The 26,378-nt window shown below is 35.7% G+C and carries 26 protein-coding genes; 23 read left to right on the forward strand and 3 right to left on the reverse strand.

From position 1 onward, the window contains the following. Window positions 1-132 precede the first annotated feature (132 nt). From M3189_RS07105 to M3189_RS07190, 18 genes are all read left to right on the forward strand, one after another. Window positions 133-927 (forward strand): IclR family transcriptional regulator, encoded by a 795-nt coding sequence (locus M3189_RS07105; RefSeq protein ID WP_251633125.1) that lies wholly within the window; start codon window positions 133-135, stop codon window positions 925-927. Between the two features lie 23 nt (window positions 928-950). Further along, the gene (locus M3189_RS07110) at window positions 951-1,958 is read left to right on the forward strand and encodes an MBL fold metallo-hydrolase (protein ID WP_251633126.1); all 1,008 of its coding nucleotides are present in this window, start codon (window positions 951-953) and stop codon (window positions 1,956-1,958) included. A 286-nt stretch (window positions 1,959-2,244) separates the two neighbouring features. Further along, window positions 2,245-3,006: an SDR family NAD(P)-dependent oxidoreductase gene (locus M3189_RS07115; RefSeq protein WP_251633127.1), complete on the forward strand. Its 762-nt coding sequence runs from the start codon at window positions 2,245-2,247 to the stop codon at window positions 3,004-3,006. Window positions 3,007-3,080: 74 nt separating this feature from the next. Beyond that, window positions 3,081-3,881, forward strand: a complete 801-nt coding sequence (locus M3189_RS07120) for an SDR family NAD(P)-dependent oxidoreductase (protein WP_251633128.1) — start codon at window positions 3,081-3,083, stop codon at window positions 3,879-3,881. Window positions 3,882-4,056: 175 nt separating this feature from the next. Next, window positions 4,057-5,415: an MmgE/PrpD family protein gene (locus M3189_RS07125; RefSeq protein WP_251633129.1), complete on the forward strand. Its 1,359-nt coding sequence runs from the start codon at window positions 4,057-4,059 to the stop codon at window positions 5,413-5,415. Between the two features lie 69 nt (window positions 5,416-5,484). Continuing rightward, window positions 5,485-6,435: a phosphotriesterase family protein gene (locus tag M3189_RS07130; protein WP_251633130.1), complete on the forward strand. Its 951-nt coding sequence runs from the start codon at window positions 5,485-5,487 to the stop codon at window positions 6,433-6,435. 31 nt (window positions 6,436-6,466) lie between these two features. Beyond that, window positions 6,467-7,558, forward strand: a complete 1,092-nt coding sequence (gene dctP / locus M3189_RS07135) for a TRAP transporter substrate-binding protein DctP (protein ID WP_251633131.1) — start codon at window positions 6,467-6,469, stop codon at window positions 7,556-7,558. 127 nt (window positions 7,559-7,685) lie between these two features. Beyond that, complete coding sequence (locus M3189_RS07140) at window positions 7,686-8,057, forward strand: SCP2 sterol-binding domain-containing protein (RefSeq protein ID WP_251633132.1); 372 nt, start codon at window positions 7,686-7,688, stop codon at window positions 8,055-8,057. A 14-nt stretch (window positions 8,058-8,071) separates the two neighbouring features. Further along, the gene (locus M3189_RS07145) at window positions 8,072-8,884 is read left to right on the forward strand and encodes an alpha/beta fold hydrolase (RefSeq protein WP_251633133.1); all 813 of its coding nucleotides are present in this window, start codon (window positions 8,072-8,074) and stop codon (window positions 8,882-8,884) included. A 28-nt stretch (window positions 8,885-8,912) separates the two neighbouring features. Continuing rightward, complete coding sequence (locus M3189_RS07150) at window positions 8,913-9,206, forward strand: Dabb family protein (protein ID WP_251633134.1); 294 nt, start codon at window positions 8,913-8,915, stop codon at window positions 9,204-9,206. A gap of 60 nt (window positions 9,207-9,266) precedes the next feature. Then, on the forward strand, window positions 9,267-10,160 hold the full coding sequence (locus tag M3189_RS07155; protein ID WP_251633135.1) for an MBL fold metallo-hydrolase: 894 nt from the start codon (window positions 9,267-9,269) through the stop codon (window positions 10,158-10,160). A gap of 47 nt (window positions 10,161-10,207) precedes the next feature. Beyond that, window positions 10,208-10,393, forward strand: a complete 186-nt coding sequence (locus tag M3189_RS07160; protein WP_251633136.1) for a hypothetical protein — start codon at window positions 10,208-10,210, stop codon at window positions 10,391-10,393. Window positions 10,394-10,526: 133 nt separating this feature from the next. After that, entirely contained in the window at window positions 10,527-12,131 is a 1,605-nt protein-coding gene (locus M3189_RS07165) for a long-chain-fatty-acid--CoA ligase (protein WP_251633137.1), read from the forward strand. A 372-nt stretch (window positions 12,132-12,503) separates the two neighbouring features. Beyond that, window positions 12,504-13,256, forward strand: a complete 753-nt coding sequence (locus M3189_RS07170; protein WP_251633138.1) for an SDR family NAD(P)-dependent oxidoreductase — start codon at window positions 12,504-12,506, stop codon at window positions 13,254-13,256. 36 nt (window positions 13,257-13,292) lie between these two features. Then, entirely contained in the window at window positions 13,293-14,462 is a 1,170-nt protein-coding gene (locus tag M3189_RS07175) for an acyl-CoA dehydrogenase family protein (RefSeq protein WP_251633139.1), read from the forward strand. A gap of 81 nt (window positions 14,463-14,543) precedes the next feature. Next, complete coding sequence (locus tag M3189_RS07180; protein WP_251633140.1) at window positions 14,544-15,368, forward strand: enoyl-CoA hydratase; 825 nt, start codon at window positions 14,544-14,546, stop codon at window positions 15,366-15,368. Window positions 15,369-15,551: 183 nt separating this feature from the next. Then, window positions 15,552-16,760 (forward strand): MFS transporter, encoded by a 1,209-nt coding sequence (locus M3189_RS07185; protein WP_251633141.1) that lies wholly within the window; start codon window positions 15,552-15,554, stop codon window positions 16,758-16,760. A gap of 31 nt (window positions 16,761-16,791) precedes the next feature. Then, complete coding sequence (locus tag M3189_RS07190; protein WP_251633142.1) at window positions 16,792-17,886, forward strand: CaiB/BaiF CoA transferase family protein; 1,095 nt, start codon at window positions 16,792-16,794, stop codon at window positions 17,884-17,886. Window positions 17,887-17,973: 87 nt separating this feature from the next. Here M3189_RS07190 and ilvB read toward each other — a convergent pair whose 3' ends face one another. The 3 genes from ilvB to M3189_RS07205 all read right to left on the reverse strand — a co-directional run bounded on the left by ilvB (window position 17,974) and on the right by M3189_RS07205 (window position 21,446). Then, window positions 17,974-19,635 (reverse strand): biosynthetic-type acetolactate synthase large subunit, encoded by a 1,662-nt coding sequence (ilvB, locus tag M3189_RS07195; protein WP_251633143.1) that lies wholly within the window; start codon window positions 19,633-19,635, stop codon window positions 17,974-17,976. 183 nt (window positions 19,636-19,818) lie between these two features. Then, window positions 19,819-20,064 carry a hypothetical protein gene (locus M3189_RS07200; RefSeq protein WP_251633144.1) on the reverse strand — a complete coding sequence of 82 codons (246 nt, stop codon included), beginning with the start codon at window positions 20,062-20,064 and terminating at the stop codon, window positions 19,819-19,821. A gap of 230 nt (window positions 20,065-20,294) precedes the next feature. Further along, entirely contained in the window at window positions 20,295-21,446 is a 1,152-nt protein-coding gene (locus M3189_RS07205) for an SLC13 family permease (protein ID WP_251633145.1), read from the reverse strand. 183 nt (window positions 21,447-21,629) lie between these two features. Between M3189_RS07205 and M3189_RS07210 the strand changes: the two genes are divergently transcribed. From M3189_RS07210 to M3189_RS07230, 5 genes are all read left to right on the forward strand, one after another. Then, a complete protein-coding gene (locus M3189_RS07210) occupies window positions 21,630-22,133 on the forward strand; it encodes a DinB family protein (RefSeq protein WP_251633146.1) in 504 nt (167 codons plus the stop codon). A 222-nt stretch (window positions 22,134-22,355) separates the two neighbouring features. After that, the gene (locus M3189_RS07215) at window positions 22,356-22,736 is read left to right on the forward strand and encodes a hypothetical protein (protein WP_251633574.1); all 381 of its coding nucleotides are present in this window, start codon (window positions 22,356-22,358) and stop codon (window positions 22,734-22,736) included. After that, window positions 22,726-23,202, forward strand: coding sequence for an endolytic transglycosylase MltG (locus M3189_RS07220; protein ID WP_251633147.1), 477 nt, complete (start codon window positions 22,726-22,728; stop codon window positions 23,200-23,202). The genes M3189_RS07215 and M3189_RS07220 overlap by 11 nt, the downstream gene beginning before the upstream one ends. 125 nt (window positions 23,203-23,327) lie before the next feature. Continuing rightward, the gene (locus tag M3189_RS07225; RefSeq protein WP_251633148.1) at window positions 23,328-24,866 is read left to right on the forward strand and encodes a DUF4145 domain-containing protein; all 1,539 of its coding nucleotides are present in this window, start codon (window positions 23,328-23,330) and stop codon (window positions 24,864-24,866) included. A 162-nt stretch (window positions 24,867-25,028) separates the two neighbouring features. Continuing rightward, on the forward strand, window positions 25,029-26,375 hold the full coding sequence (locus M3189_RS07230) for a multi antimicrobial extrusion protein MatE (protein ID WP_251633149.1): 1,347 nt from the start codon (window positions 25,029-25,031) through the stop codon (window positions 26,373-26,375). Window positions 26,376-26,378: the final 3 nt, after the last annotated feature.

A 26,378-nucleotide genomic window follows, 5' to 3' on the forward strand; every position in this document is an offset into this window, starting at 1 on the left:
GTACCATATAAGTCAGGGCTAAAGAATGAATTTCTTAAAGTTTACTTTGTCATGCTTGATTCCTGCCCTTTTATATCATTTAATTATAATAAAGCTACAGTAAAATTACGATAAATGGAGGACAAGTTAAGTATGGCAAATGAGGATAAGTCTTTAAATAAAGAAAAAAGAAAATACCATGTTCCAGCAGTTGAAATCGCTTTTAGAATTTTAAAATTATTAAGTAGAACTAAGAATAGTAAAAGTAATCTAACAGAAATTGCTACTTCATTATCGCTAACACCAACTACCTGTTATCGTATATTACAGCAATTACAAGAGCTAGCAGCAGTCAGATATGATTCAAAATCAAAGCGTTACAGTCTTGGCCCTTATTTGTTAGTTCTTGGGGAAAGAGCGAAAGAAAACTTATTTGATATTTCCTTAATAATCCCCTATTTAGAAACTCTAGCAGAAAAAACGGGTCTTACCAGTGCACTTATAACTAGAATTGGAAGGGATCGTTCCGTAGTAGTTGCGAAGGCAGAGGGTACTGGATTTTCAATTAATGTAACTGTGGGTAAACACTTCCACGTAGTAGATGGTGTTTATGGGAAGTGTTTTCTAGCCTATATGGATGAAGAAGATGTTGATGAACTGTTAACTACTGATAAAGGGTTGAGAAAATTCACAGAAAAAGAAATAATTGAATTAAAAGAAGAATTAATTGAAATAAGAGATAAAGGATATGCAACAACTTTTGGAGAGTATTCGAAAGGTATGTATGGTGTCGCATCCCCCATTTTTAACCATGATAAGAGAGTGGAGATGGCAGTATGTATATTTGGTTTAACTGCCCAAGCCAACAAAGAAGATATGATAAGTTTAGGGGAAATAGTAAGAGGCATAGGTGATGAAATAACCACAAAACTAATTGGAAATGAATGATAAATGAAAAAGGGGGAAATGGGATGAAATCTACAATAAATGTTGAGGAACGAGTATCAAGAGTGGCGCCAGACATTTATCAGATTATTTTACCTACCCCTTTTCCCATTGGAGATATAAATGTATATCTAATAGAAGGAAGTAGTTTAACTTTAGTGGATACTGGTGCCAAAACAGATGAAGCATGGGAAGTACTTGTTAATGCAATAAAAAAATGTGGTTATAGAATGAATGATATAGACCAGGTAGTGCTTACTCATCAGCATCCTGATCATTGTGGATTGGTGGAAAGAATTAGAGAGGTATCTAATGCTAGAGTTCTAGGGCATCCGCTTATTGCTCCTTTCATTAAACAGGATCAGGAGTTTTTTAACTATTATCTAGATTTCTATAAATCATTTTATAGGAACAACGGTGTTCCTTCAGAACTTATTCAGACTCTTGTTGAGAACAGTGAAAGAAATTATGGCAGATACACAGAACAAAGTGAAGTTCATACATTTCTATTTCATAAGCAGATGGTACCTAATCTAAATGATTGGCAAGTACTATACACACCTGGTCACGCTCAAGGCCATCTTTCATTGTTACGGAAAAGTGACGGAATTATGATAGGAGGTGACCTTATTTTTACTCATATAGCAACAAACCCCCTTATTGAACCACCATATCCCAGCTCAGGTAAAAGACCTATGACTCTGATACAATATCAAAATAGTTTACAAATGTGTTGTAAAGAGAAAATCAGAATCGTTTTTTCAGGACATGGAAAAGCTGTTGTGAATTTCAAGGAACTGGCTCAATTCCGTCTGAATAGAAACTGGATAAAAGCTGAAAGAATTCGCAAACTTTTAAATAAAGAAAGAAAAACTGCGTTTCAACTGGTAAAACTATTATTTCCAAATCGTGACAACAAGGAGCTTCTATCTACCTTATCTGATACATTAGGGCATCTTGATTTGTTAGTAATGCTTCATCAAGTTAAGGCAGCACCTATATGTGGTGTCACCTATTATTATTTGGACACCTGAAATCTTCATATTTACTTGTAGTAGTATGGATGGAAATCTGTACTACTTTATTTATTTCCTCAATATTAAGGACCCTACAAACTAAAGTTTTTAACTTTATTGATTATTCAGAATTTTATTTGACAAAAACTTTTTTGTTATATAAAATAATAATCAAGCAATAAAGTTTTTTAATTGAATAAATGTAGTAGTAAATTACTAGTCTTTTTGTTTAATACTTCTTATTTAATAGTATATAAGAGTAATTATTATGGTGAAACATTAAACAAAATTTGGGGGTAAGATGATGGAACTTACAGGTCGTATTGCATTAGTTACAGGTGCTGCTAAAGGTATTGGTGCTGAAATCACAAACGGATTATTAAAAAAAGGTGCAAAGGTAATCCTTACGGATATAAATATGGAGAATCTAATAAGTAAGACAAATGAGTTCCGAGAAGAAGGTTATGATGTTGATTCAAAACTATTAGATGTTAGGGAAGAACAACAAGTCATAGAGGCCTTTAAATGGATAGATGAAAAGTATGGTCGCCTTGATATTCTTGTGAATAATGCAGGATTATCACCGAAAGTAAATGGTATCCGTAGAAATACTCATGATATACCAACATCAGAATGGGATACGGTTTTAGATATTAATTTAAAGGGTACATTTCTATGTACTAGAGAGGCACTTCCATTAATGCAAAAGGGTAAATGGGGAAGGGTAATAAGTATTGCTTCTCAAGCTGGAAGAACTGGAAGCCGTGTTTCTGGCACACATTATTCTGCTTCTAAGGCTGGAATCATTGGCTTCATGAGAACTCTTGCAACTGAATATGGGACATTTGGGATCACCGCTAACAGTATTGCACCAGGGCCAATTGAGACAGATTTGCTTTATATTAACGATTCCGGAAAAATAGATACATATATTAAAAATATTCCTGTAGGGCGTCTTGGTAAAGCACAAGAAGTTGCCTCGGCTGTTACATATCTTTGTTCAGTTGATGCTGGATTCATCAATGGGGCGACAATTGATGTTAATGGTGGTTTATTTATGTTATAACCTTTAAATTTTTTGTTTGAGGTTAATTGAAAATTAGGGAAATACTCCGAATACTAAAAGGAGCTGAAAAAAATATGGGTATTCTTGATGGGAAACAGGTACTTGTTACAGGAGGAGCAAGGGGGATAGGATTTGAAATTGCTAAAAAGATGGCTGGTGAGGGTGCAAAAGTTTTCGTAAACGATGTTAAAGATGAAATTTTAGACATTGCTGTGACGGAACTATTAAAAGCAGGGTTTAACGCAGAAGGGTATAAAGCAGATATCACTGATGAAGAAGCTGTTGCGAAAATGTTCCATATCATTGAAAAAAAAGGTGGATTAGATGTACTCGTCAATAATGCTGGACTTAGTATAAGAGGTGTGCATGCTCTTCGGACCGGAACAGTCGAACATGATGTAAAGAAAGTAACGGAAATAGGATTAATGGATTGGAATGGTGTACTAAATATTAATTTAACAGGCACCTTTTTATGTACACGCGCTGCAGTTCCTTTATTAAAAAAGTCAAACAACGGCCGGATTATTAATATGTCTTCAAGGGCAGGGAGAGCTGGAGGAAGCGTATCTGATATAGCCTATGTTACTACCAAGGCCGGTATAATTGGTTTCACTAAACAATGTGCAATTGAACTTGGGGCATATGGAATAACAGCTAATGCAATTGCTCCTGGTGTTATTATGTCTGAATGGCTAAAAGATCATTGGGAAAATTTGAGCAATGAACGTCAAGAAACTCTATTGAACAGCATTCCATTAAAACGAACAGGCGAACCACAGGAAATTGCCAATATTTGTGTATTCTTGGCATCAGATTCCAGTTCTTATATAACAGGTACAACACTTGATGCAAATGGTGGATCATATCTATCGTAACAATACTTCTAGATTCTTCTTTTCTACTAAAATTTTATTCCTCCATTTTTTTACACTATAAAAGTATTTTTGAAACCGCTTACCGGTTTTTAATAAGTCTGCTAAAGGACGGATTTAATTCGTTTATTTTTTAGCAGAATAATTGGGAATACCAACATAAACAAGGAGGTATAGAATGTCATTAACAACGAAATTGGCGGAATATGTAAGCTTTCTAGAATATGAACACCTACCAGAAGAAGTAATAGAGTTTACAAAGTTATGTATTCTCGATTGGTATGGTTCGGCAATCGCTGGAAAAGATGAAGCCCCGATACAATCCATAAAGGAATTGGCAGATGAATGGGGTGGTCGTGAACAGGCTAGCCTTATTACCGGTGGCATGTCGTCAATTGGAAATGCTTGTTTAGTAAATGCAGCAGCAAGTCATATCGTTGAATTAGATGACATCCATAAGGGCTCGATTATTCATGCAGGAACAGTCGTTATCCCTGCAGCTGTAGCAGTAGCAGAGGCGTATAATTTAAGCGGAAAAGAACTAATTACTTCTATTGTAGCGGGATATGAAGTTTGTTATCGAATTGGAGAAGCTGTTTCACCGTCTCATTATTATTTTTGGCATAATACTGCCACCTGTGGAACTTTTGGTTCAGCAGCAGCTGTAGCGAAACTGCTTAACTTGAATGTAGAACAAATCACTCATACATTGGGCAGTGCAGGAACCCAGGCTGCAGGCTTATGGGAATTTATCGAAAATGGTGCCAACTCGAAACAGCTTCATACTGCAAAAGCTGCTTTTAACGGAACATTTGCCGCACAGCTTGCAAAAAAGAACTTTACTTCTGCCAGAAAAATTCTTGAAGGGAAAAGAGGATTTTTTAATGCAATGTCTGACCAATATGATACCGAGAAAATAACGAATAACTTAGGGAAGATATTCAAAATTCTTGAGAACAGCTTTAAAATCCATGCTTCTTGTCGGCATACTCACCCCGCCATTGATTGTGTCATTGAAATTATGAAGGAGAACTCCATTTCTAGTCAGGAAATTAACAAAATATCAATAAAAACATACAAAACAGCATTAGAAATTACAGACAATCCTACACCAGAATCCCTTTATGCTGCAAAATTCAGCAGTCAATATTGCGCTGCTTTAGCTGCAATAAATGGATCAGCCTCTCTTCTTGATTTTAGCGAAGAAAACTTAAAATCCACAGAAATTAGAAAGTTAATGAAAAGTATTTCAATTGAAGTAGATCCATCTTATGAAAATGCCTATCCGGAAAAGTGGGGGGCAAGCGTAGAGATAGAACTGAAAAATTGCAATACGTTCCATAAATTTACTGATTATCCCAAAGGTGATCCTGAACGGGCAGCAAATAAGGAAGAACTTATTCAAAAGTTCAAACAAATGACTGCAAATAAATTAGCGAATCCAGATGAAAAGGTACAAGCAATTCTCCAAATTGAAAAAATTAAAATCAAGTCATGGCTACCCATACTAGAAGGTTTGCCCAACTTTAGGGGATGATTCTTTTCATTATCAAATATCGGTTTATCCATTTATGATAAATAATTTAATGCATAGGAGGTACATACAATGACTTCAATTAATTCAGTAACTGGGGTAATCGATAGTTCAGAGCTTGGGTTAACACTCATCCATGAACATTTAGTAATCCGCTCCGAATCAGTCTATGTTCAGTTCCCACACCTTTATAATGAAGAGATAGAATTACAGAGGGCAATTGAAAAAGTGAATCAAGCGAAAAGCCTTGGAGTGAAAACGATTTGTGACCCAACCATTATGGAATTAGGCAGAGATATTCGATTAATGGAGAAAGTCTCACTTGAAACTGGTGTACAGGTTATTGCTGGTACTGGTATTTATACGTATCATTATCTACCACCACATTTTAAAAATAGAAGTATCGATTATATGGCTGATTTATTTGTAAGGGATATCGAGGTGGGTATCCAAAATACTTCAATTAAAGCTGGTTTTCTTAAATGTGCGACGGATGAACAAGGAATTACACCAGATGTAGAAAAAGTCATCCGTGCAGTAGCGAGAGCACATCTTAAGACAGGAGCACCTATCATGACTCATTCCCATTCAGCAAGTGGTACAGGTTTAATGCAGCTTGATATTTTAGAAGAAGAAGGAGTAAATCCTAGTAGCATTCTCATTGGTCATGTAGGAGATACAGATAGTCTTAATTATATCTTTAAGGTATTAGATAGAGGGGCTTTTATTGGGATGGATCGTTATGGCATCACAAGGTTAATTGGGCCGGAACGTAGAAATGCAACGGTCATTGACCTTGTTAAAAGAGGTTTTGCAAATCGAATGTTCCTCTCACAAGATTCCTGCTGTACATTTGATTGGTATGAACCTGATTTTATTGAAAAAGTATATCCAAAATGGAATATGACATATATTCTCGAAGAAATTATACCTGAACTCAAAAAAGCAGGTGTAACAGAGGATCATATTCAGACAATGATGGTGAATAACGCAAGAAGCTGGTTTGAAGGTTCTACCAAATAAATACCAAATTAATTTAATAGGGGGATTTATCGTGAGAAATTACAAGAATTCAATGTTAGTAGCATGTTTTATGATTTTTGTTCTAATTTTGGTGGGCTGTAGTTCTAATACAAAGGAAGTAGATTCATCAAGTGAAGGTGAAAAATCAGGTGAGGAGTCAAAGGAAAAAATTGTTCTAAAGTTTGCAACCGCTTTACCAAAAACTCATCCATTCTCAGTAGCTGGTGAACAACCATTCATGGAAAGAGTAACAGAATTAACAGATGGTCAAGTAGAGTGGGATTGGTATCCAGCTGAGCAATTAGGAAAAACTGCTGATGCGTTAAGTCTGACAAAGGATGGCGTAACAGATCTTGCTTATTATTCCCCAAATTACACACCAAGTGAAATGCCAATAGCTTCAGCATTAATGGGTATGCCAGCATTGTTTGAAACAGCAGATGAAGGCTCATTTGCTTACTATAATGTTAGTCAAAAAAGTCCTATGTTAGAAACTGATTATCTTAATAATGGAGTAAGACCGGTCTTTAATATGGCTACGCCTACTTATGACATCTTAACTAATGGTAAAGAAGTTAAAGTACCAGGTGATTTAAAAGGATTTACTATCAGGTCTTCGGGTGGAGTAATTAGTGAAGCTTTAAAGTTTGCTGGTGCAAATCCAGTTCAATTGACAACACCAGATATTTTTGGTGCATTTGATAAAGGAATGATTGATGGAGTCCACCTATATCCAACAGTTATTAATGCGTTTGGAATGAAAGATTTAATTACCTATACCACTAGAGGATTAAACTTTACGGGAGGGGTAGTAGGATTTATTATTAATGAAGAAAAATTCCAAAGCTTACCAAAAAATGTACAGGATGCAATTATCCAAGCTGGGAAAGAAGTTTCAATAAGTGCTGGTTTGGCGGATGAGCGTGTCAATAATGAATTCTTTGAAGAATGGGCAAAAGAAGGGAAAATTAAAATTTATGAATTAAATGAAGATGAGAAATCACAATGGGAGAAGGTTTATAAAGAATTTAATGAATCTTGGTTGAAAAAGCAAAACGATGACTTTAAAAAGTCATATGAACAAGTCATTGAGGAAGTTGAAAGTTATAGGAAATCAAACTAGTTTTTTATGGAATTAATTATCAAAAAATTCATGGTATTCAGTCTTTCGTTTATGTAGAGAGGCTGAATATCATTTGTTTTAAAAATAGTAATTAATAGATTGAGTTTAAGAAGGGTAGTGATGATTAGTGAAGGAATATTCATCAGAGTGGTTCTCGAAGGGTATCTCTCTTATTAATGAAGATGAAAATGCACTTAAGTATTTTCAACATATTAATAGTATTTTTCAGTTTAAAGTGGATGGAAGTACTTTTACATTTTATGGGTTTGATCATAAGGTTCAAAACGTCACTGACAAAAAAGTCTACCATAATGTAGATTTTACCCTCGAAGGAAGTAAAGAAGCATGGCAAAAGCTGCTTAAAGGTGAAATAGGAATTACACAAGGGTTAAGCCCTCTTTATCAAAAATTATCTCTAACGGGGAGTCCGATATTATTTCAAGCTAATTTATACTTTGTCATTCACTTAATAAAACTATTAAACCAGAAGTTATCCTAAAAGGAGGGATCTGAATGAGTATTATCGGCAAATATATTTATGTGAACAACGTTAAAACTTATTATGAAGAATTAGGTGATAAGCAAAAACAAGCTATAGTTTGTATACATACTGCAGGTCGCGATAATAGGCAATGGCATGATTTAATGGAAAAGCTGGCAGGTAAATACTATCTAGTAGCACTTGACATGCCAGGTCATTCAAAGTCATGGCCATTACCAGATAACACATGCATTGATAACGCAGATGATTTTAGTCATTTTATATGGTCCTTTATAGAAAGGTTGGAAATTAATAATCCTATCATTATTGGCTGTTCTATGGGTGGTAATATTACCTTCCAACTTGCAGCTGATTATCCAGATCAAATAAAGTCCATCATTGCCTTGCAGGGTGCTGATTACACTCCCACTATTTCTCAACAATCATTGGATATGATTACGCATCCTTACGTCAATTATCCTTTCAGTAATATTGATTTCAGTGAAACATTAATCGGGAGCAATTGTACTAAAAAAAATAAAGATTTTCTCATGTATACAGTTTTTCAATTTCAACCATTTGCGAACAAAGGTGATTTAACCGCCTACACAAATTATGACGTGCGTGAAAAAATGAAAAACATTACATGCCCAGTTTTAATGGTAAGAGGAAAAGATGATTGGATCGTACCCTCAAAAACTGTAAATGAAACATTTAGTAGATTGGTAAACAGTAGAAAGAAAAAGTTAATGGAAGTAGAAGGACTTGGGCATTTTCCGCATGTGGAAGATCCAGAGTTAGTAGCGGAATTGATCAATGGTTTTTTCGAAGAGTTTAATCTTTAATAATAGAAAATTACTAGGAGGCAAGAGTATGATTCAGCATATCGTTTTGTTTAAGTTAAAAGAAAATTTATCTAATGATGTGGTAGAAAATACGATTCAAAAGTTAAGAGACCTTGAACATATTGTAAGTGGGATTCGAAATTTTAGTGTAGGCATTGATTATACTGGGAAATCCAAAGGCTACACGATTGGGTTATCCGGTATCTATGAGAGTAAGGAACATCTTCAGGAGTATTATGTGCACCCTCAGCATTTACAGTTAGTAAAGGAATTAAAGGATGGAATTGCAGAAGACTGGATTGCTAACGACTATGAACTCTAATTGAAACATAAGTATTAAGCGTCGTAAGACTCTATAAAAATAGTAAGGGGATGTGGTTTTATGGCGAAAAATTATACAGTAGAAAAAGGGGAAAAGTGGAAGATAGGAGATATAACGATTGAATCGATTTTAGAACAGGAAGTAATTTACACGGATGAAGTTAGAAAGAAAGTTTTTCCTAATGCAATACTTCGCCGAGAAGAACTTGCATGGATGATTCCTGACTTTGCTACTGAAGAGTTAAACTTAAAATTTGTAGTCCAGTCTTACTTAATAAAATGTAATGGAAAAAACATACTTATTGATACCGGAAAAAATGTCCCCGGTCCTTTTGAGGATAATTTACGTGCTGCCGGATGTGGAGTAGAAGATATCGATTATGTATTATTTACTCACCTACACCTTGATCATGTTGCTAGAAACACGAAAATGAGTATTAATGGAACATTAGTACCTACTTTTCCAAATGCAAGGTACTTGTTTGGAAGAGAGCAGTATCAACATTATAAGGAACTTTATGAGAATCCTGGAAAGAGATCGATTGATCCAATAGCCGACCAACAGATTTGGCCATATTTGCTTCATATGTTGTCTCTTGTCGAAATGGATAAAGTTGATTTTATAGATGATGATTACAGGCTTTTTGATCAAATAAGTGTCTACCCCGTACCAGGGCACAGTGTTGGCCAATATGCAATAGTAATAGAATCAAAAGGTGATTCGGCGTTTATCGGTGGAGATGTAGCACATGGACCACTTCAAATGGTGCACACAGAGGTAGCAGCTTCCTTTGATATTGATCCTGTTCTTTCCTCTAAAACAAGAGAACATGTTTTCAGTAAATTAGCAGGAACAGACACATTATATCTAGGAATGCACTTTGCAGGTGATCATGGTGGATTTATTGTAAAGGCGGACCAGGGGTATAAGCTAGTACAAGAATTTATCGATTAATAAATGTCAAAAGAAAATCTCCTAGGATAATTCTAGTAGGAGGAAATATGAAAAAAATCGAACCGGATAAGTTATCTATGGTAGAAAATTATAAAATGTTAATTGGTTCAATTTTGCCCCGACCGATTGCGTTGGTTTCAACATTTGGTTCTGCAGGGAGTAATGTTGCACCTTTTAGTTTCTTTACATCAGTCTCTATTATTCCCCCGATTTGGCAGAATGAGCGGCGATAACTATATAAAAGGCGATAAATTATTTGCATTAAAAAGGAAGAAATTTGAAATTTGAAAAAGGAGAAGAATTTCATTTAGCTAATTGCCTCATTTTACTCTAAATGAAACTCTCCTTCCCTAAGGAGTGATATATATGACGACAAGACCGTGGCATTTTTATTATGAAAATGGAGTACCTCACGAGTTAGACTTGCCCCTCTTATCCCTTTACGATTTACTAGAAACTGCAACAAATGCTTATCCTTCTAATATCGCATTAGTAGATAAAGATAAACAACTAACTTATGAAGAATTAAAGAATTCCGTTGATTTCTTTGCTGGGGCATTACATTACCGTTCGTTTAACAAAGGTGATCGTGTCGCTTTAATGCTCCCAAATTGCATTGAATATATTATAGCTTTTTATGCTGTACAACGTTTGGGTGGAATAGTAGTTCAAGTTAATCCACAGTATAAATCCTTTGAACTTGAACATATTTTAGCTGACGCAAATCCTAAATGGTTTATTCATAATAAGGATCAAAAGGAAAAGCTAGATAAAATAAACGGTACTGAACGGTTAAACCTTATTGTTGTTGATGATGAACGTGAGAATAGTATGCAAACTTACATAAATGAGAGAAGAGGTGAACTGCCAGCACTTTCGATTAATCCAATGAAAGATATAGCAATCCTACAATACACAGGTGGTACAACGGGTAAATCTAAAGGGGTAATGCTTTCTCATTTTAACATTGTGGGAAATATACACCAATCTTTAGCCTTTTTTTCAGACAATATTAAAAAGTCGGAAGAATGTTTTCTAGGTATTGCTCCCATGACACATGCATTAGCGGTTGTAAACATGAATTTCAGTATTTTATTGGCTGCTAAACATGTGATTTTGGAGAAGTTTGATAAAACGAAAGTACTAGAAGCTATCAGGTTATACAGACCAACAATGTTCTTTGGTACTCCAACAATGTATATTGGTATTCTTCATCATCCTGACTTGAAAGAGGGAGACCTCAGCAGTCTTAAAATTTGTGCAAGTGGATCTGCCCCAATGCCAGTAGAAGTGATAAAAGAGCTTGAGATAAAAGCCGGTGCTAAAATTACAGAAGGATATGGTTTATCAGAAGCAACGAATGCTACACACCGGACACCAGTTGGGGGACTTAGAAAAGTTGGTAGTATTGGTGTTCCAATTCCAAATACAGATGCTAAAATTGTTGATTTGGCGACAGGTAACACAGAGATGCCTGTTGGGCAGCCGGGCGAGTTGATTATTAACGGACCACAGGTAATGCAGGGATATTTGAACAATTCAGAAGAGACACATAATGTATTACGGAATGGCTGGTTATACACTGGTGATATTGCTGTACAAGATGAGGACGGATATTTCTATATTGTTGGTCGCAAAAAAGATATGATTGTATCCGGTGGATTTAATATTTATCCATCAGAAGTTGAAGAGGTTCTTTATCAGCATCCTGCCGTAATGGAGGCAGTCGTTTTTGGTGTTCCTGATTCTTATTTAGGAGAAAAGGTTAAAGCGGTTGTAGTACTAAATAACCTAAGTCGTAAAACAACTGTTGAGGAGCTATTAGAATTTTGCAATGACAAATTGGCAAGATATAAAGTTCCTAGGTTAATGGAATTTAGAGAGTCTCTTCCCAAGACTTATGTTGGAAAAATACTTAGACGTACCTTAAAAGAAGAATATATGAAAGAGGTACAACAAGAAAATCGCTAAATATTTCCAGAAAGTTTTTGCTGTCTAGATTTCCCCTTCGATGAAAAAATAGAATATTTTGAGCCACTGTGTGGCGGGTATTAAAGTCTGAGTGCAACTTGTGTTCCTGTCTTATTTATCCGCTTTCAGCGACTCTTTTTTTTGTTGAAATGAACTTTAACTTAACTCTTTTCATTCCGTAAATACACCTGCCTATTAGTTAATATTTGTAAAATCAAACTTATTTGTGGTTAACATGTTTTACTTTTACACAGTAGACATTTAAAAATTCTAAATATTCTTTTTTTAATTGACAAAAAACTTTTTTATATATAAAATTATTATAATGAAACAAATTGATAATGTACCTTTATAGGGAAGTGGTTGGTTTGTATGAACATAGAAAATAGAGTAGCTATCATTACTGGTTCAGGAAGTGGGATTGGAAAAGGGATTGCAGAAAAGCTTGCAGAGAATCGAGCAATAGTAATAATCAATGATATTGATAAGGAAAAGGCTGAAATGGCTGCAAATGAATTACAGGCTAAAGGCTATAAAGCTTATCCGGAGGTTGCCGATATAACGAGTTCAGAACAAATTAATAGAATGATTGCAAACGTAGTGAATAAATTTGGCAGGATAGATGTCCTTGTTAATAATTCTGGCATTGTTAAAAACAATCTAATATTAAAAATGCCTGAAGAAGATTTTGATGAGGTTATCAATGTTAATTTAAAAGGAGCTTGGCTTATTTCAAAGGCCGTTCTAAAACACATGAGGGAGAAAATGTTTGGCCGAATCGTAAATATTTCTTCTCGTGCGTGGCTTGGTGAGGTTGCGGTGAGCAATTATGCAGCTTCTAAAGGTGGATTAGTAAGTTTAACACGAGCTTTGGCCATAGAGTTTGCTAGATATGGTGTAACAGTGAATTGTATTGCTCCGGGGTTAATCAATACTCCTCTTATACAAAAACAAAGTGAAGAAGTGAAAAAGCATCTCCTAAATGGGCAGTTAACTCCAAGAATTGGAACCCCAGAGGATATTGGTAATACCGTTCTCTTTTTTGCATCAGAAGAATCTAGTTACATAACTGGACAGGTATTGCATGTTGATGGAGGAAAGAGTCTGGGAGCCAGAAATATTTAAAAACTTAATATTACAAAGAATGCAGGAGGGGAAAATATGAGATACGTAGATTACCATAATGCTGATAGACCGTTCTTTACGGATGACCATTTAATATTTCGTGAAACACTACAAAAGTTTCTAGAAAAAGATGCAGTACCTAATTATGAGAAGTGGGAAGAAGAACAAAGTATTCCCCGAAGTTTTTGGAGGAAAATGGGTGAGTACGGCTTTCTTTGCTCTTATGTAGAGGAAAAGTATGGGGGCATTAACGGTGACTTTGGTTTTTCAATCGTTCTCCATGAAGAATTGGCTCGAGTGGGTGCAGGATTATTTGGGATTGGTACTCATTGTAATGTTATTGTACCGTATATACACAAAATAGCTTCAGAGCAGCAAAAAAGTGAATATTTGCCTAAATGTGTATCAGGAGAAATTATCACAGCGATTGCTATGACCGAACCAGGTGCAGGTTCAGATTTAGCAAGTATAAAAACGACTGCCGTTCGAGATGGCGATGATTATATTATTAATGGACAAAAAACCTTTATTTCTAATGGTATTTATGCGGACTTAATTATTGTAGCTTGTAAAACAGATACGGAGGTCAGGCCAGGTCATAAAGGAATTAGTTTATTCTTTGTTGAAAGCGCTACCGAGGGATTCTCTAGGGGTAGGAAATTAAAAAAAATAGGGATTCATAGCCAAGATACGGCTGAAATGTATTTTGATAATGTAAGGGTGCCAGCAAAGAATATGTTGGGCGAGGAAGGAAAAGGTTTCTACTATTTAATGGAAAAGCTCCAACAAGAAAGGCTATTATGTTCTGTTGGTGCGCAAGTCGCTGCAGAGGATATGCTGAAATTAACAATTGATTATGTTAAGGAAAGGGAAGTTTTTGGTAAGCCAGTTAGCAAATTCCAAAATACACAGTTTAAAATTGCAGAGATGGCAACCCAAATTCAAATAGGGCGTCAATATTTAGATAATTTAATCATTAAACATATTCAAGAACAAGATATTGTCACTGAAGTATCGATGGGTAAATGGTGGATTACAGATATGGCGAAAAGGGTAGCTTCCGAATGCATTCAACTTCACGGTGGTTATGGGTATATGGAAGAATATAAAATTGCTCGTCGTTATCGAGATATTCCCGTGTTTTCCATTTTTGCAGGAACCAATGAAATTATGAAAGTAATTATCGCAAAGAATCTTGGCCTATAGTCCTTTCAGACAGTTTAAAAAACATAATAAGATAAATTTAGGTGATGTAAATTTAATAGAATAAAGGAGGTTCATCATAAATTGAATTTTGAGACGATTTTATATAAAAAAGAAGATGGAATTGCCACTGTAACAATGAATAGACCGAATAAGAGGAATGCTCAAAACGGTAGAATGATAGAGGAAATGGATATTGCTTTTGTGGATGCGGAGAGAGATAAAACAGTCAAAGTAGTGATCTTAGCAGCCGCTGGATCAACCTTTTCATCTGGGCATGATCTAAACTTATATCCAGTAGAAGAAGGAGCTTTATATAGAGCCCCTGACGTGGAAGGTAAGTGGGAATACGAAAGAGACTACTTTTTCGATAAAATATTTAGGACTTGGAACATGAAAAAACCTGTTATTGCACAGGTACAAGGTCATTGTGTTGCAGCTGGTTTTATGGTGGCAAACATGTGTGATTTAATTGTTGCTGCCGATAATGCACTATTTGGAGATCCTGTTGTAAGAATGGGTGCAGCATCCACGGAAGTCTTTTGTCATCCGTGGGTAGTGCCAGCAAGGATTGCAAAAGAAATGTTAATTACAGGAAATACGATTGATGCTGAAAGAGCTTATCAATTTGGAATGGTAAATAAAGTTGTACCGTTAGAAAAGCTTGAAGAAGAAACATTGGCATTAGCACAGCATATTGCTAAAATGCCGGCCTTCACGGTAAGCATGATTAAGAGGTCAGTTAATCGTACGTTGGATAGGATGGGTTTTACAGATTCTATCAACTCTCATTTTGAAACACATGTACTTTCACATTGGACGAATGAAGCCAAAACGTTGTTAGATGATAGTCGTAAGCAGAGCAGTAATATTAAAGAATTTATTAGTAATAGAGATGGAAAATTTTAACTTGTTCATTTCCTAGCATAATGAATTGTGAGGAGGTGTATACACTTTTGGAGTAAAACTGGCTATGAGGAAGGGATTTATAGCATCATTCCCTAGACCATCCGATTACTCGAGAAGTAATGGATACATTACACCTCCTGATATTTATTAACTAGGTATAGAGACAATGGGAGGCTTTAATTTATGCCTAATAGAGGGAGAATTTTATTTGGTTTGTCCATCACTACTATCTTAGCCCCATTGACGCAAACTATTTATACTCCAAGTCTTCTTCAAATCGGTGAATTTTTTAAAATTAATGTTATTCTGGTAAATTCAAGTATTTCAATTTTTTCATTGTTTTTAGCAATTGGGCAGCTTTTCGTGGGTCCAATAAGTGATACACGCGGGCGTAAAGCTGTGCTTTTACCAGGTTTAATATTATTTATCATAGGTTCAGGTATATGTTTTTTTACTGCTAATATTTATTTTTTTCTTATCGGTAGAACTATTCAGGCAATTGGAATTAGTACTGGATCAGTAATCGCAGCTGCTGTAATTGGTGATATTTATCCTGAAAAGGAAAGAGGATCTGCGCTAAGTATTTACCAAACCATGGTTTTTCTAGGTCCAGTATTTGGTCCAGTGATTGGCAGCGCTATTACAGGTTTAATTGGTTGGAAATGGGTATTTATGTTTGTTATTTTAGTTGGTGCCTTCAGTCTTTTTTATAACAAAATAACCTTATATGAAACACTGCCAAAAGAAATTGTCCCTAGAAAATTTTGTGTAAATACATATAAAAAATTTATTATTCAACCATCTTCATTTGCTATTATGTTATATGGTTTTATGCAATTTTATAGTTTTTATGTTTTTATCGTTTTTATCCCATCCCTGTTAGATCGACTATTTTCCCTCTCAATAGAAATTAAGGGGTTATTTTTTTTACCATTAACAATTGGTATTGTAATGGGTGTGTTTTTTGGTGGAAGAATGGAAAAGTATTTTTCAAGAAGGCAATTACTCATTACCAGTTCGTATAGTAGTAGTTTTATTGTTTTCCTATTTCTGATTTCTTTACAATTAAACATAATAAATGAATGGGTAATTATTATTCTCTTATTATTATATGGAGTTCTACATGGTTTAAGTCTGCCTTCACAATCAGCCGCTATTTTAAAACTATTTCCAGAAGAAAAAGGAACATCCATCGGCTTTTTTAATTTCATCCGTTTTACTGGAAGTGCAGTAGGACCCTTGTTAGGAGCAGTTATTTATAAACTTGGCGGTGAATTCCCTTTATATCTCACATTAAGTACTCTCTTATTGATAACTGCGATAGTCATTCATAAAAATATGTTCGAAGAATCAATTACTATAAAGACTGATACTGTTTCCAAGGCCAAGTAATAACAATCATTATTTTTTAGGAGGAGGGCTTATGCTAAAAGGTGTTCGAATCATTGATTTTTCTCAATATTTACCTGGTCCTTATGCAACTTTACGTTTGGCAGATAAGGGGGCTGAGGTGATTAAAGTAGAATCGCCTAGTGGTGATCCTGCACGTTTTCCACAAGAAGCAGATGGTAAAGATAGATATATTTTCCGTGCAAATAATAGAAATAAAAAAAGTATTATCTTAAATTTAAAGGATCCTTCTGATCAAGAAGTTGCAAGATTATTAATTAAGAAGTCAGATGTTGTTATGGAAAGCTTTCGTCCTGGGGTAGTAAAACGATTAGGAATTTCATATGATGAGATTGTAAGAGAAAAACCTGACATTATCTATTGTTCCTTATCTGGGTATGGTCAAACGGGTCCACTGTCACACCTTGGTAGCCATGATTTAAATTACTTGGCTCTAAGTGGAGTACTTGCTCAATTAAAGGATAAAGCTGGAACACCAATACACCCAAGCATTACACTAGCAGATTTAATAGGTGGAATGGCAGCAAGCGAAGCTATATCTGCGGCACTTTTCCAAAAAGAGAGGACTGGAAAGGGACAATATATAGACCTTGCCCTTGCGGATGTCATGCTCACGCTTATGACAAATCATGAAATCATTGAATCTGCTACAGGTGACCGACATGGAATTTCTAGGTTAAATAAATCTTTAATTTGTTATTATTTATATGAAACAAAAGATGGCCGTTTTATAAGTCTAGGTGCGTTGGAAGTGAAGTTTTGGGAAAATTTTTGTCGTGCTGTTGATCGGAAAGATTGGATACTTGCCCATCTGAGTTCACCAGATGAAAATAATCGAATATTTACAGAGGTAAAGAAATTGTTCATTAGTCGTACTTTTGAGGAATGGACTGAATTTGCTGAAACTGTTGATTGTTGTATGGCTCCGGTCTTAGAAGTAGGGGAAGTTCATCAACATTCATACCATAAGGGAAGAATGCTAATTGAGGATAGAGAAGGGCTTCGGTATGTTTCTACTCTATTTAAGAATGGATTAGTCAATTTTTCACCTTCACCAAGACAGGGAGAACACACTGATGAATTGTTAGAAAATTCACAAGGTGTATAATTCTATTGTGGAGTTTGTTAATCTTTGAGACAATTACTGGAAGAGGTGAAAAACGCCAAACCTTTGCTATAGGATTGGCGTTCTTGTTTAGCGAGATAGTATGGTTTGGTGGTTGTTTTGGTTTGGCGGTACCATTGGATAGACGTTTTCTTCTTCGATAATATTGAACTCCATTAGTACAGGTCCAGTACGCTGAAAGCTCAGCGCAATTATATCCCTAGCTTCCTCCGCCGTCTTGGCTTTAAAACCTTCTATACCATAGGCATCCGCAAGTTGGGCGAATTCTGGAGAAATCATTTTGACCTCTGAATATCGTCCCTGATAAAACAGTTCCTGCCATTGGCGCACCATGCCAAGATAGCCATTATTTAATATGGCAATTTTAATTGGTAGCTGATACTTCACTATCGTAATTAATTCCTGTAGGTTCATTTGGAAGCTTCCATCTCCAGAGACACAAATAATGGATTTATCAGGATGCGCAGCAACTGCTCCAATGGCTGCCGGCAATCCATAGCCCATCGTTCCTAATCCGCCGGATGTAATGAGAGTTCTAGGCTGTGTAAATGCATAATGATGAGCGGTCCATATTTGATGCTGACCCACATCCGTAACTACTACGGTATCTTTATTGGAATACTTACTTAAAAGTTGGATTACCGTCTGTGGTTTAAGCAGACTTTTCGATTTATCAAAACGAGGGACTGTACGTTTCCATTCCACCACTTCGTTTGTCCAGATTTCAGTATTTCTATTAATTTGTTGATAATTTAAATGTCTTTTTATGGTTTGAAGAAACTCTTTTGCGTCGCTGACAACCGGTAAATCTACAGAAATGATCTTATTGATTTCAGCGGGATCGATATCGACATGAATCTTCTTCGACTTTGGGGAGAAACCGCTGATTCTTCCTGTCACACGGTCACTGAAACGTACTCCGATACAAATTAAAAGGTCGGCATGATGTACAGCTTTATTGGCAGCGAATGTCCCATGCATCCCTAACATCCCTAAGAATAATGGGTTTCCTGCTTCCAATGACCCTATTCCCAGAAGGGAACTTACAACAGGGATTCGAGACTGCTCTACAAACTTTCTTAGGTCATGAGCCGCTCCCGAAGCAATGACACCCCCACCGATAAAGAGAACGGGTTTTCTAGCATTTTCAATTAAGTCTTTAGCGGCTTTTATTGATTTTTCTAGAATGGTCTTGTTGACTTTTGCCGGAGCCTGACGTTGAGTTGGAATATCCTTTACTGTTTGATCTGTGGTGAGTTCAATTAAAACAGGACCTGGTCTGCCATCGGCTGCTATTTTTATTGCTTTTTTAAGAACATTGATAAGTCCATTCAAGGGGTTAATTGTAAAGGCGTGCTTGGTAATGGCCATTGTGAGTCCTGGTATATTTAATTCTTGAAATGCTTCTTTTTTCATTAAATCATGCCCAAGGTGACCTGCTATAATGATTAACGGTACGGAGTCACTAAAGGCAGTTGCAATCCCTGTAACTCCGTTGGTGATTCCGGAAGCAGATGTAAGTAGGACTACTCCAGGTCTGCCAGTTGCTCGTGCGTAACCATCAGCAGCATGAACGGCAGCTTGCTCATGCATCATCTGAAAGTATCGGACACTGGTATCTTTCGAGACCATAATTTCTTGGGCATCACTGCCAAAGAAACAGTCCACCCCAAGGTTACTAAAAGAGTTTACTATTATATCCACATCAGAATATTCTTTTACTAATGACATTCCTTCACCTGATTTCTATTTTTAAAGAATATTCTAAATTATTAACAATAAGTTGTATGTGAAATAAATCATGGTTTCAAAGTTTTTTGAGTATTTCTACGTTTTCATATGAAATGAATTGTGTAAAGGTTCAGATTGGTCATTATTTTCATAGCATTCCTTTGCTGTTCTTCCATAAAAGGCCTATTCGCCTTTTTTCATTTCCTCATCTGTCTGCCCAGGGCTTTCGTCATGAGGGAATCGACTGTCCTCAAGGTTTTTATAATCATTATTACTCTCATTTACATTTGGTTTAGGGTCGTAGCGTACAGGACGAAAATTCACATTATTATCCTGATTTAATGCATCTCGCTTTTCTGCAGCGTTGCATCCTGCTAAAAGACCGATTGAAAGGAAAGTTAGAATCGTGATTTTCCATATCGTTTTCATATGGTAACTCCTCGCATCATTTTATTGGGAATGTTTTTACTATGCACGTATGTGACGTTTTTAATCGGAAAACTAATTGTGTAAATATTTACAAGTAAATAACCATTTGCCTTCCAAAAAATAAAGAAAGCAAATGGTTTAATTGGAGAGAATATTAAACATTAGATAAAAATGAAACCACCCGCTACTTTACAATAGTGGGTGGTTGATAAATCTAATAAAAGAATGAATTAGAAGATATTTAGGATTTTTAAGATTACGTATGGAATCAACGTTAAAAAAGCTAAAAAAGAAAAGTTATATAAGCTAAACTTTAGTAAATATTTTTTACCTTCGGATGGATTGGATTGAATATACAATTTATAGGAAATTACACTTGCCATCGAAGCAATAATGGTACCTAATCCCCCGATATTTACTCCCAATAATAATGGTTTCCAATGAGGTGTGAATTCTGCCAAAAGAATGGAGGCAGGGACATTACTAATAAATTGGCTTAAAAGGATAGAATTGAAATAAACCGATGCAGAATCTTTCAAACTAGCATTTGCCAATATATGGACGGCGTTAGTATTGGATATATTTCCTACAAAAATAAAAAAGCAGATAAAGGTTAATAGTAGCAAATAATCAATTTTATACAAAAGCTGACGATTCAAAATCACCGCAGTCATTAATGTAAAAATAAATGCAGCTTCGTAAGGGACTACACCAAAAATGGAGGTGATGATGATCGTTAATATCACCGTCCAAGCTAACGTTTTCTTTGGATCACTCATCTGAACCTGTGCCATTTCTACCTTCAATTCTACTTTTTTAAGTCTTCGTATGAAGAAAAATAAAGAGATAAAACCTAGAATCGCTACTGAAAGAACTGTCATGAAAAAGGGCACTGGCTTAATTCCATAAAAAGTATAAATAAACAAATTTTGCGGATTTCCCATTGGCGTTAGACTGCTGCCGATATTTGCAGCAATGGTTTGAAGGATAACGGTTTCTAACATGGGCATTTTCGTTTTCCTGCTAATAACAAGGGTCAGTGGTACAAATGTTAATAACGCCACATCATTTGTGACAAGCATGGAGCTGAAAAAACATAAAAAGATAAGAATGGCTGATAAATATTTACTATTATTGCATTTATTTATTATTGAAATAGCAAATTTGTCTAATACTCTTAATTCTTCGAAAGCCTTAATTGCCAGCATGAGGTTAAACAAACTAATTAAAACGGGGAAATTTAGATAATTAATTTTAGGAGGGTGAAACAAACAGCTTCCTATTGCTAATACAAGTGAAACGGTAAAAACTATGTCTTTTTTCAGAAAACTTACGTTTAGCTTGATTCTCTTTTTATTTTGAATTAATACTGACTCTTTCACAGGACACCACCGTTAAATCTATGTTTGATTTATTTGTCGAACATTCACAACGTTATGATTCTATCACGGGGTTTTGTTTTTGGAAATCAATAGTATTGATTGCAGGGGAACTTTGTATTAAAGGATGATGTGGTATATTATGGTACTGTGTTCAAAAACAAAATCGTAATGGAGGAACTCCGAATGTATACTTCAATCTCACATTTTATCAATGAATGGAATCAAGAAGCAGCTTCAACTCAAAAGGTGTTAGATGCCTTAACAGATGAGTCACTACAACAAAAAGTTTCAGCAGACGACCGCACATTAGGTGCAATTGCTTGGCATATAGTTTCAAGTACACCAGGAATGCTTATTGAGTTTGGTGTAACGGTAGAATCGGTTCAAAATGAAAACAGTATTCCAACCTCCGCAAGAGAAATCGCTGAGACTTTTAGAAATGTTAGTGCAAACACAAGTAAAGCAATCGGCGAACAATGGACAGATCAGACCTTATCCGAAATGAAAAATGTATTTGGCATGGAATTGCCAAGGGCTGCAATGCTTAATATGCTTATCAAGCACATCGTTCACCATCGCGGTCAAATGACAGTCCTAATGCGTCAAGCGGGTTTACAGGTTCCTGGAATTTATGGTCCTTCAAGAGAAGAATGGAGCCTGATGGGAATGGAAGCACCGTCAATCTAAGAATTACATAGTCCTAATTCATTTAAGCGCCCAGTTTGGGTGCTTTTTTTTTGTCCTATCTGCTTGCAAAATAAATAAATCAAATGAATTCCTTATTCTCCTCTTTTTGACAATTGACTCAGACTTTTGATGTATTTTGTAGAATAAAATCGAAATTTATTTATTTTGGATGTATAATAGACTCTTGTGTTGTTCTATTAAAAACAAGGAGGTAATATTTTGATGGAATGGACTTTATTTGGATTGTTTCTGCTTTCTGCACTATTGCTGGGATTTTCATTATTTAAGTCATATCGTGACGCAAAAGTAGAAAAAAAGCAAATTGATTTAGTACATGTATCAATAATGAAAGAAATCAATAGCATTCAAGACTCAATCCGAGATATCGAGCTTGATATAGAAGTGGTCATTAAAGAAGCTGGAATTCAGCTTTCTGCAGAAGAAAAGCTTTTTATGCGAGAAGTCATAGACTTATATAGACGTAATTACTCAATTGAAAGCATCGCTGAGAAAAAAGAAGTACCAGAAACGAAAATCGAGCAGCTGCTAGCCCCTTATCTAAAAATTAAAGATGAAGGGGGACTTGTTGCTAATGCGAATTAACTTATTGAGCAGCTTTGCAGCAGGAATTCTTATTGCGACAACAATCTGTGGTGTCGTTTACTTCACCGATGATACGACCTCACAAAAAGTATCAGCGAAATCTTCTGAAAAAGTGCAGCTAACAGCAGTACAGATGAAGGATAAACTTGAATCTGAAGGTTATGTTGTACAAACAAAGGAAGAACTTGAAAAGACTTTGCAAGCTGCAAAGAGTAGTGAAATACAACCGGATGATTCAAAAGAAGAGGAAAAAGCTGTCACCCAAGTGGTAGTTAATGTTGCGGATGGGATGACTAGTATCGATGTTGCGAACGTGCTTCTTCAGGCACAATTAATTCCAGATGCTTTTAAATTCACGCAGGATATAGAAGCTAGGGGACTGCAAAACGCATTACGACCAGGTTCATTTACCGTCAACAGCAACATGTCCTACGACGAAATCATTGCTACCATTTTCACAAATTAATAACACCAATATTAAGCCGCTCACTAGTTGAGGCGGCTTTTCTTTATAGATATATCTACTAATATATTCCAAGGATACTTTGATATGATAAAATAAAATTATTAATTCAACGAAGGAGCAAGCTTATGGAACAACAATCCTATTTCTATCAATTTATTGAGCCTATTTCCAAGGAACTAGCTCTAGTTGCAAGAGAATTAGAAAATAGTATTTTTTCGAGCCCCAGAACCATGCTGACGCATGCACGGGTTTTTGTGGAGAATATTTTGCAGCAGGTCATTCATATAGAACAGCTGCCCACTGATCCTCGTGCTAATTTAAAAGATCAACTTGATATGCTAAGCGATAAAGGTTATTTAATGAGAGAAGTACAAGATGCACTCCATTTAATTCGGCAAAGTGGAAATCAAGCCGCCCATAACTCGAGAATGTTCCGTTTTTCTGAAGCGCTTCTATCGTGGGAGGCATTGTACAAAATCGTTAAATGGTATGTGGAGGTGTATGGTCCAGTAGATATTATCGTTCCTGATTATCAAGATCCATCACCGATTTTAGAAAAAAGATATGATATGTCTGAGCTCGAAATTAGACTTAAATCACTTGAAGAGCTTCTTTCTCATTCCGTTCAAAAACTCACCACTGAGACTGCACTTGCGGAAACAGCGGTTAGTGTTGAGGCGCCTCCCGAAATACGCGAAGAGGTCAACCCAGGATTCACCCCTATTCGAACGCTTTCGTTTAATGGCAGACAGCTAGAGATTCCATACTTTCTTAGGGATGCTTTCTTACTTCCGCAAAGATTTGAAAAATCCGAAACTTTCCTCATTAGACTAGGTGCAGAGCAGCAAGCACGGATTATGAGCGAGCTGCCAAGTAATCTGGCTGGTCTTCATAAACATGTGAAACGGTACAGTGAAAAAAATGATGAAATACTCTTTGAGGAGTTAAAGACCTTTATTGAGGAAGAAAAAATCAGAAGGTTGCTTTCACTCGAACGTTCAGGGGAACTGTTTTTCTTTTACCGTGCTGACCATATTGTTGTTACGGAGGAACTTTCAAAGGTGCTGCTTACCTCAGCAGAATTCACTGGCATTCCAAGCTTATTAAGACAATTAAATGAAGACCAAATTGAATGTGTTGGGCAGCTTCCAAAGGAACTTGTGATTCTTGCAAAATACGAAAATGTTGGAATTGGAACCGTTGAAAAGCTTTTTGAGCAGCTTAAGAAAAAGGTAAATGAAAAAAATATAACACTAGAAGTTGAAGAGTCAAATCAGAAAAGTAATAAGAAATGGGAATCCTTGTATATCAATGTAAAGCTTGGAAAAGGAAATACAGTAATTCGTGGTGAAAGTGTACCTGCACTTTGGAAAGAAGGATTAAATTGGATTGAAGATCACCATCTTCCCCTTCATCAACTAGTAGAAGAAGGTGTTGTCCTTGGCGCAACGGATAATGGTAAACGCTATGCCGTAGCGCTTAAACCCATTCATAAAGATCAGAGACCCTTTACACAAATGCATATCTATCAATCTAAACTAACTGAGACTACCTATTACCTTGAAACCAAAATCAATCCTAAATCCGGATTAGAAACCCTTGCGAAACTTCTTACACGTTTAGGTGTCGAGGTAAAAATTCCATTATTAGAAAATAACAATTGATAATTAAGTAAACACCGGCATTCTACGAATGAATGTTGGTGTTTTTTTATTTTTCTAAAAATTTACGTATACGCTTGAAATCAGAAGAGGTATAATTAGTTGGTATAAATTTAGAGTATCGAAATAAATTTGGAAAGAAATTCTAACTAGAAGGTGGAAAGAATGAGTAAAACAAAAGAAGAGTTGAGTATGAAATCTTTGTTCATCTTCTTTATTCCCTTAGGATTATCTGCTAGTCTTATGACCCTATCCCATATTATCATCAATAGTACATTGGTTAGGGCCGATAATTCTGAATTTATTTTGGCAAGTTATGCGATTGCAATGAGTTTATTTGGAATTACTGAACGGCTGGGAAACTTGCTTCGGCAAACTTGTTCTTCGCTTGTCAGGGATAAAAATTCGTATAAATTAATGTCTCACTTTTCCTTTTACCTAATAGTTGGATTAATGTTGGTTGCCATTTCTGTTGCTTATACTCCGGCGGGAGATTTTATTTTTGCGAAAATTTTCGGAGCTAAAGCTAATATGGTGGAGGATATTAAGGGGATCTACCAAGTTCTTATTTTTGTTACGATTTTTTCGGCATCACGTTGTTTAGCCCAGGGAGTTATTATTTATAACCGGCAAACGAAATGGTTAACGATTGGCATGGTGATAAGGCTTGCTGCCATGTATTTGATGTCCTTATATTTCATACATACTGATAACATCACGGGAGTATCAGGTGCGATTATTTTCTTAATTGGTATGATGATTGAGTTTTTAATTAGTTTCATTGAAGCGAAGAGCTTAGTTCGTAAAATGCCCGAAAAGCACGAACTGCAAATAGAGTCTAAGAAAAGTATCTTAAAGTTTTATAGTCCGCTTATGTTATCTTCTGTGATTGTCGTTATGATTGGTCCTGCTATCAATGTCTATTTAGGTAAAACAGCTGATATTGAACTCGCTATTGCGAGTTACGCCATAGCCATGAGTGTGACTCAATTGATATTAAGTTTTTTCCTATTTTTCCATCAAATTGTTATTAACTTTTATGGTGAGCATAACGCCATTTTGAAAAAGTTTTTATTTTTAATTGGTTTTACCCCATTTATTTTGGTCGGGATATTATCCTATACACCGCTTGGAGGACTATTTTTAGAGCATGTGATCGGTGTAAACGGCAGATTATTGGATGCCAGCGTCCAGGTGCTAAAAGTTACGATGTTAATGGCACTTGTTTTTCCATTTGTAGATTACTTTAACGGATTATTGATGTTCTATAAACGAACAAAAATAACAATCTATTCTCAATCCGCTAATTTTGTAGTTACATTAATTGCTTTAATCATCGGCGTGAAGTATGCAGCTCAATGGAACGGGGCGATTGGAGCGATAGGGCTTTCGCTCGGATTATTAGCTGAGTTAATTGTAGTAAGCTTCTTCGTTCATGCCATAGAAGCTAAAGAAGATAAATTAAATAGGTTTCGAATTAAAGGATTATTTAGAGCAGGGAAAAATCGGTAGTTC

Origin of the sequence: Neobacillus niacini (genome assembly GCF_023715415.1) — a bacterium.
In the GTDB taxonomy this organism is placed as follows: Bacteria; Bacillota; Bacilli; order Bacillales; family Cytobacillaceae; genus Neobacillus; species Neobacillus niacini_C.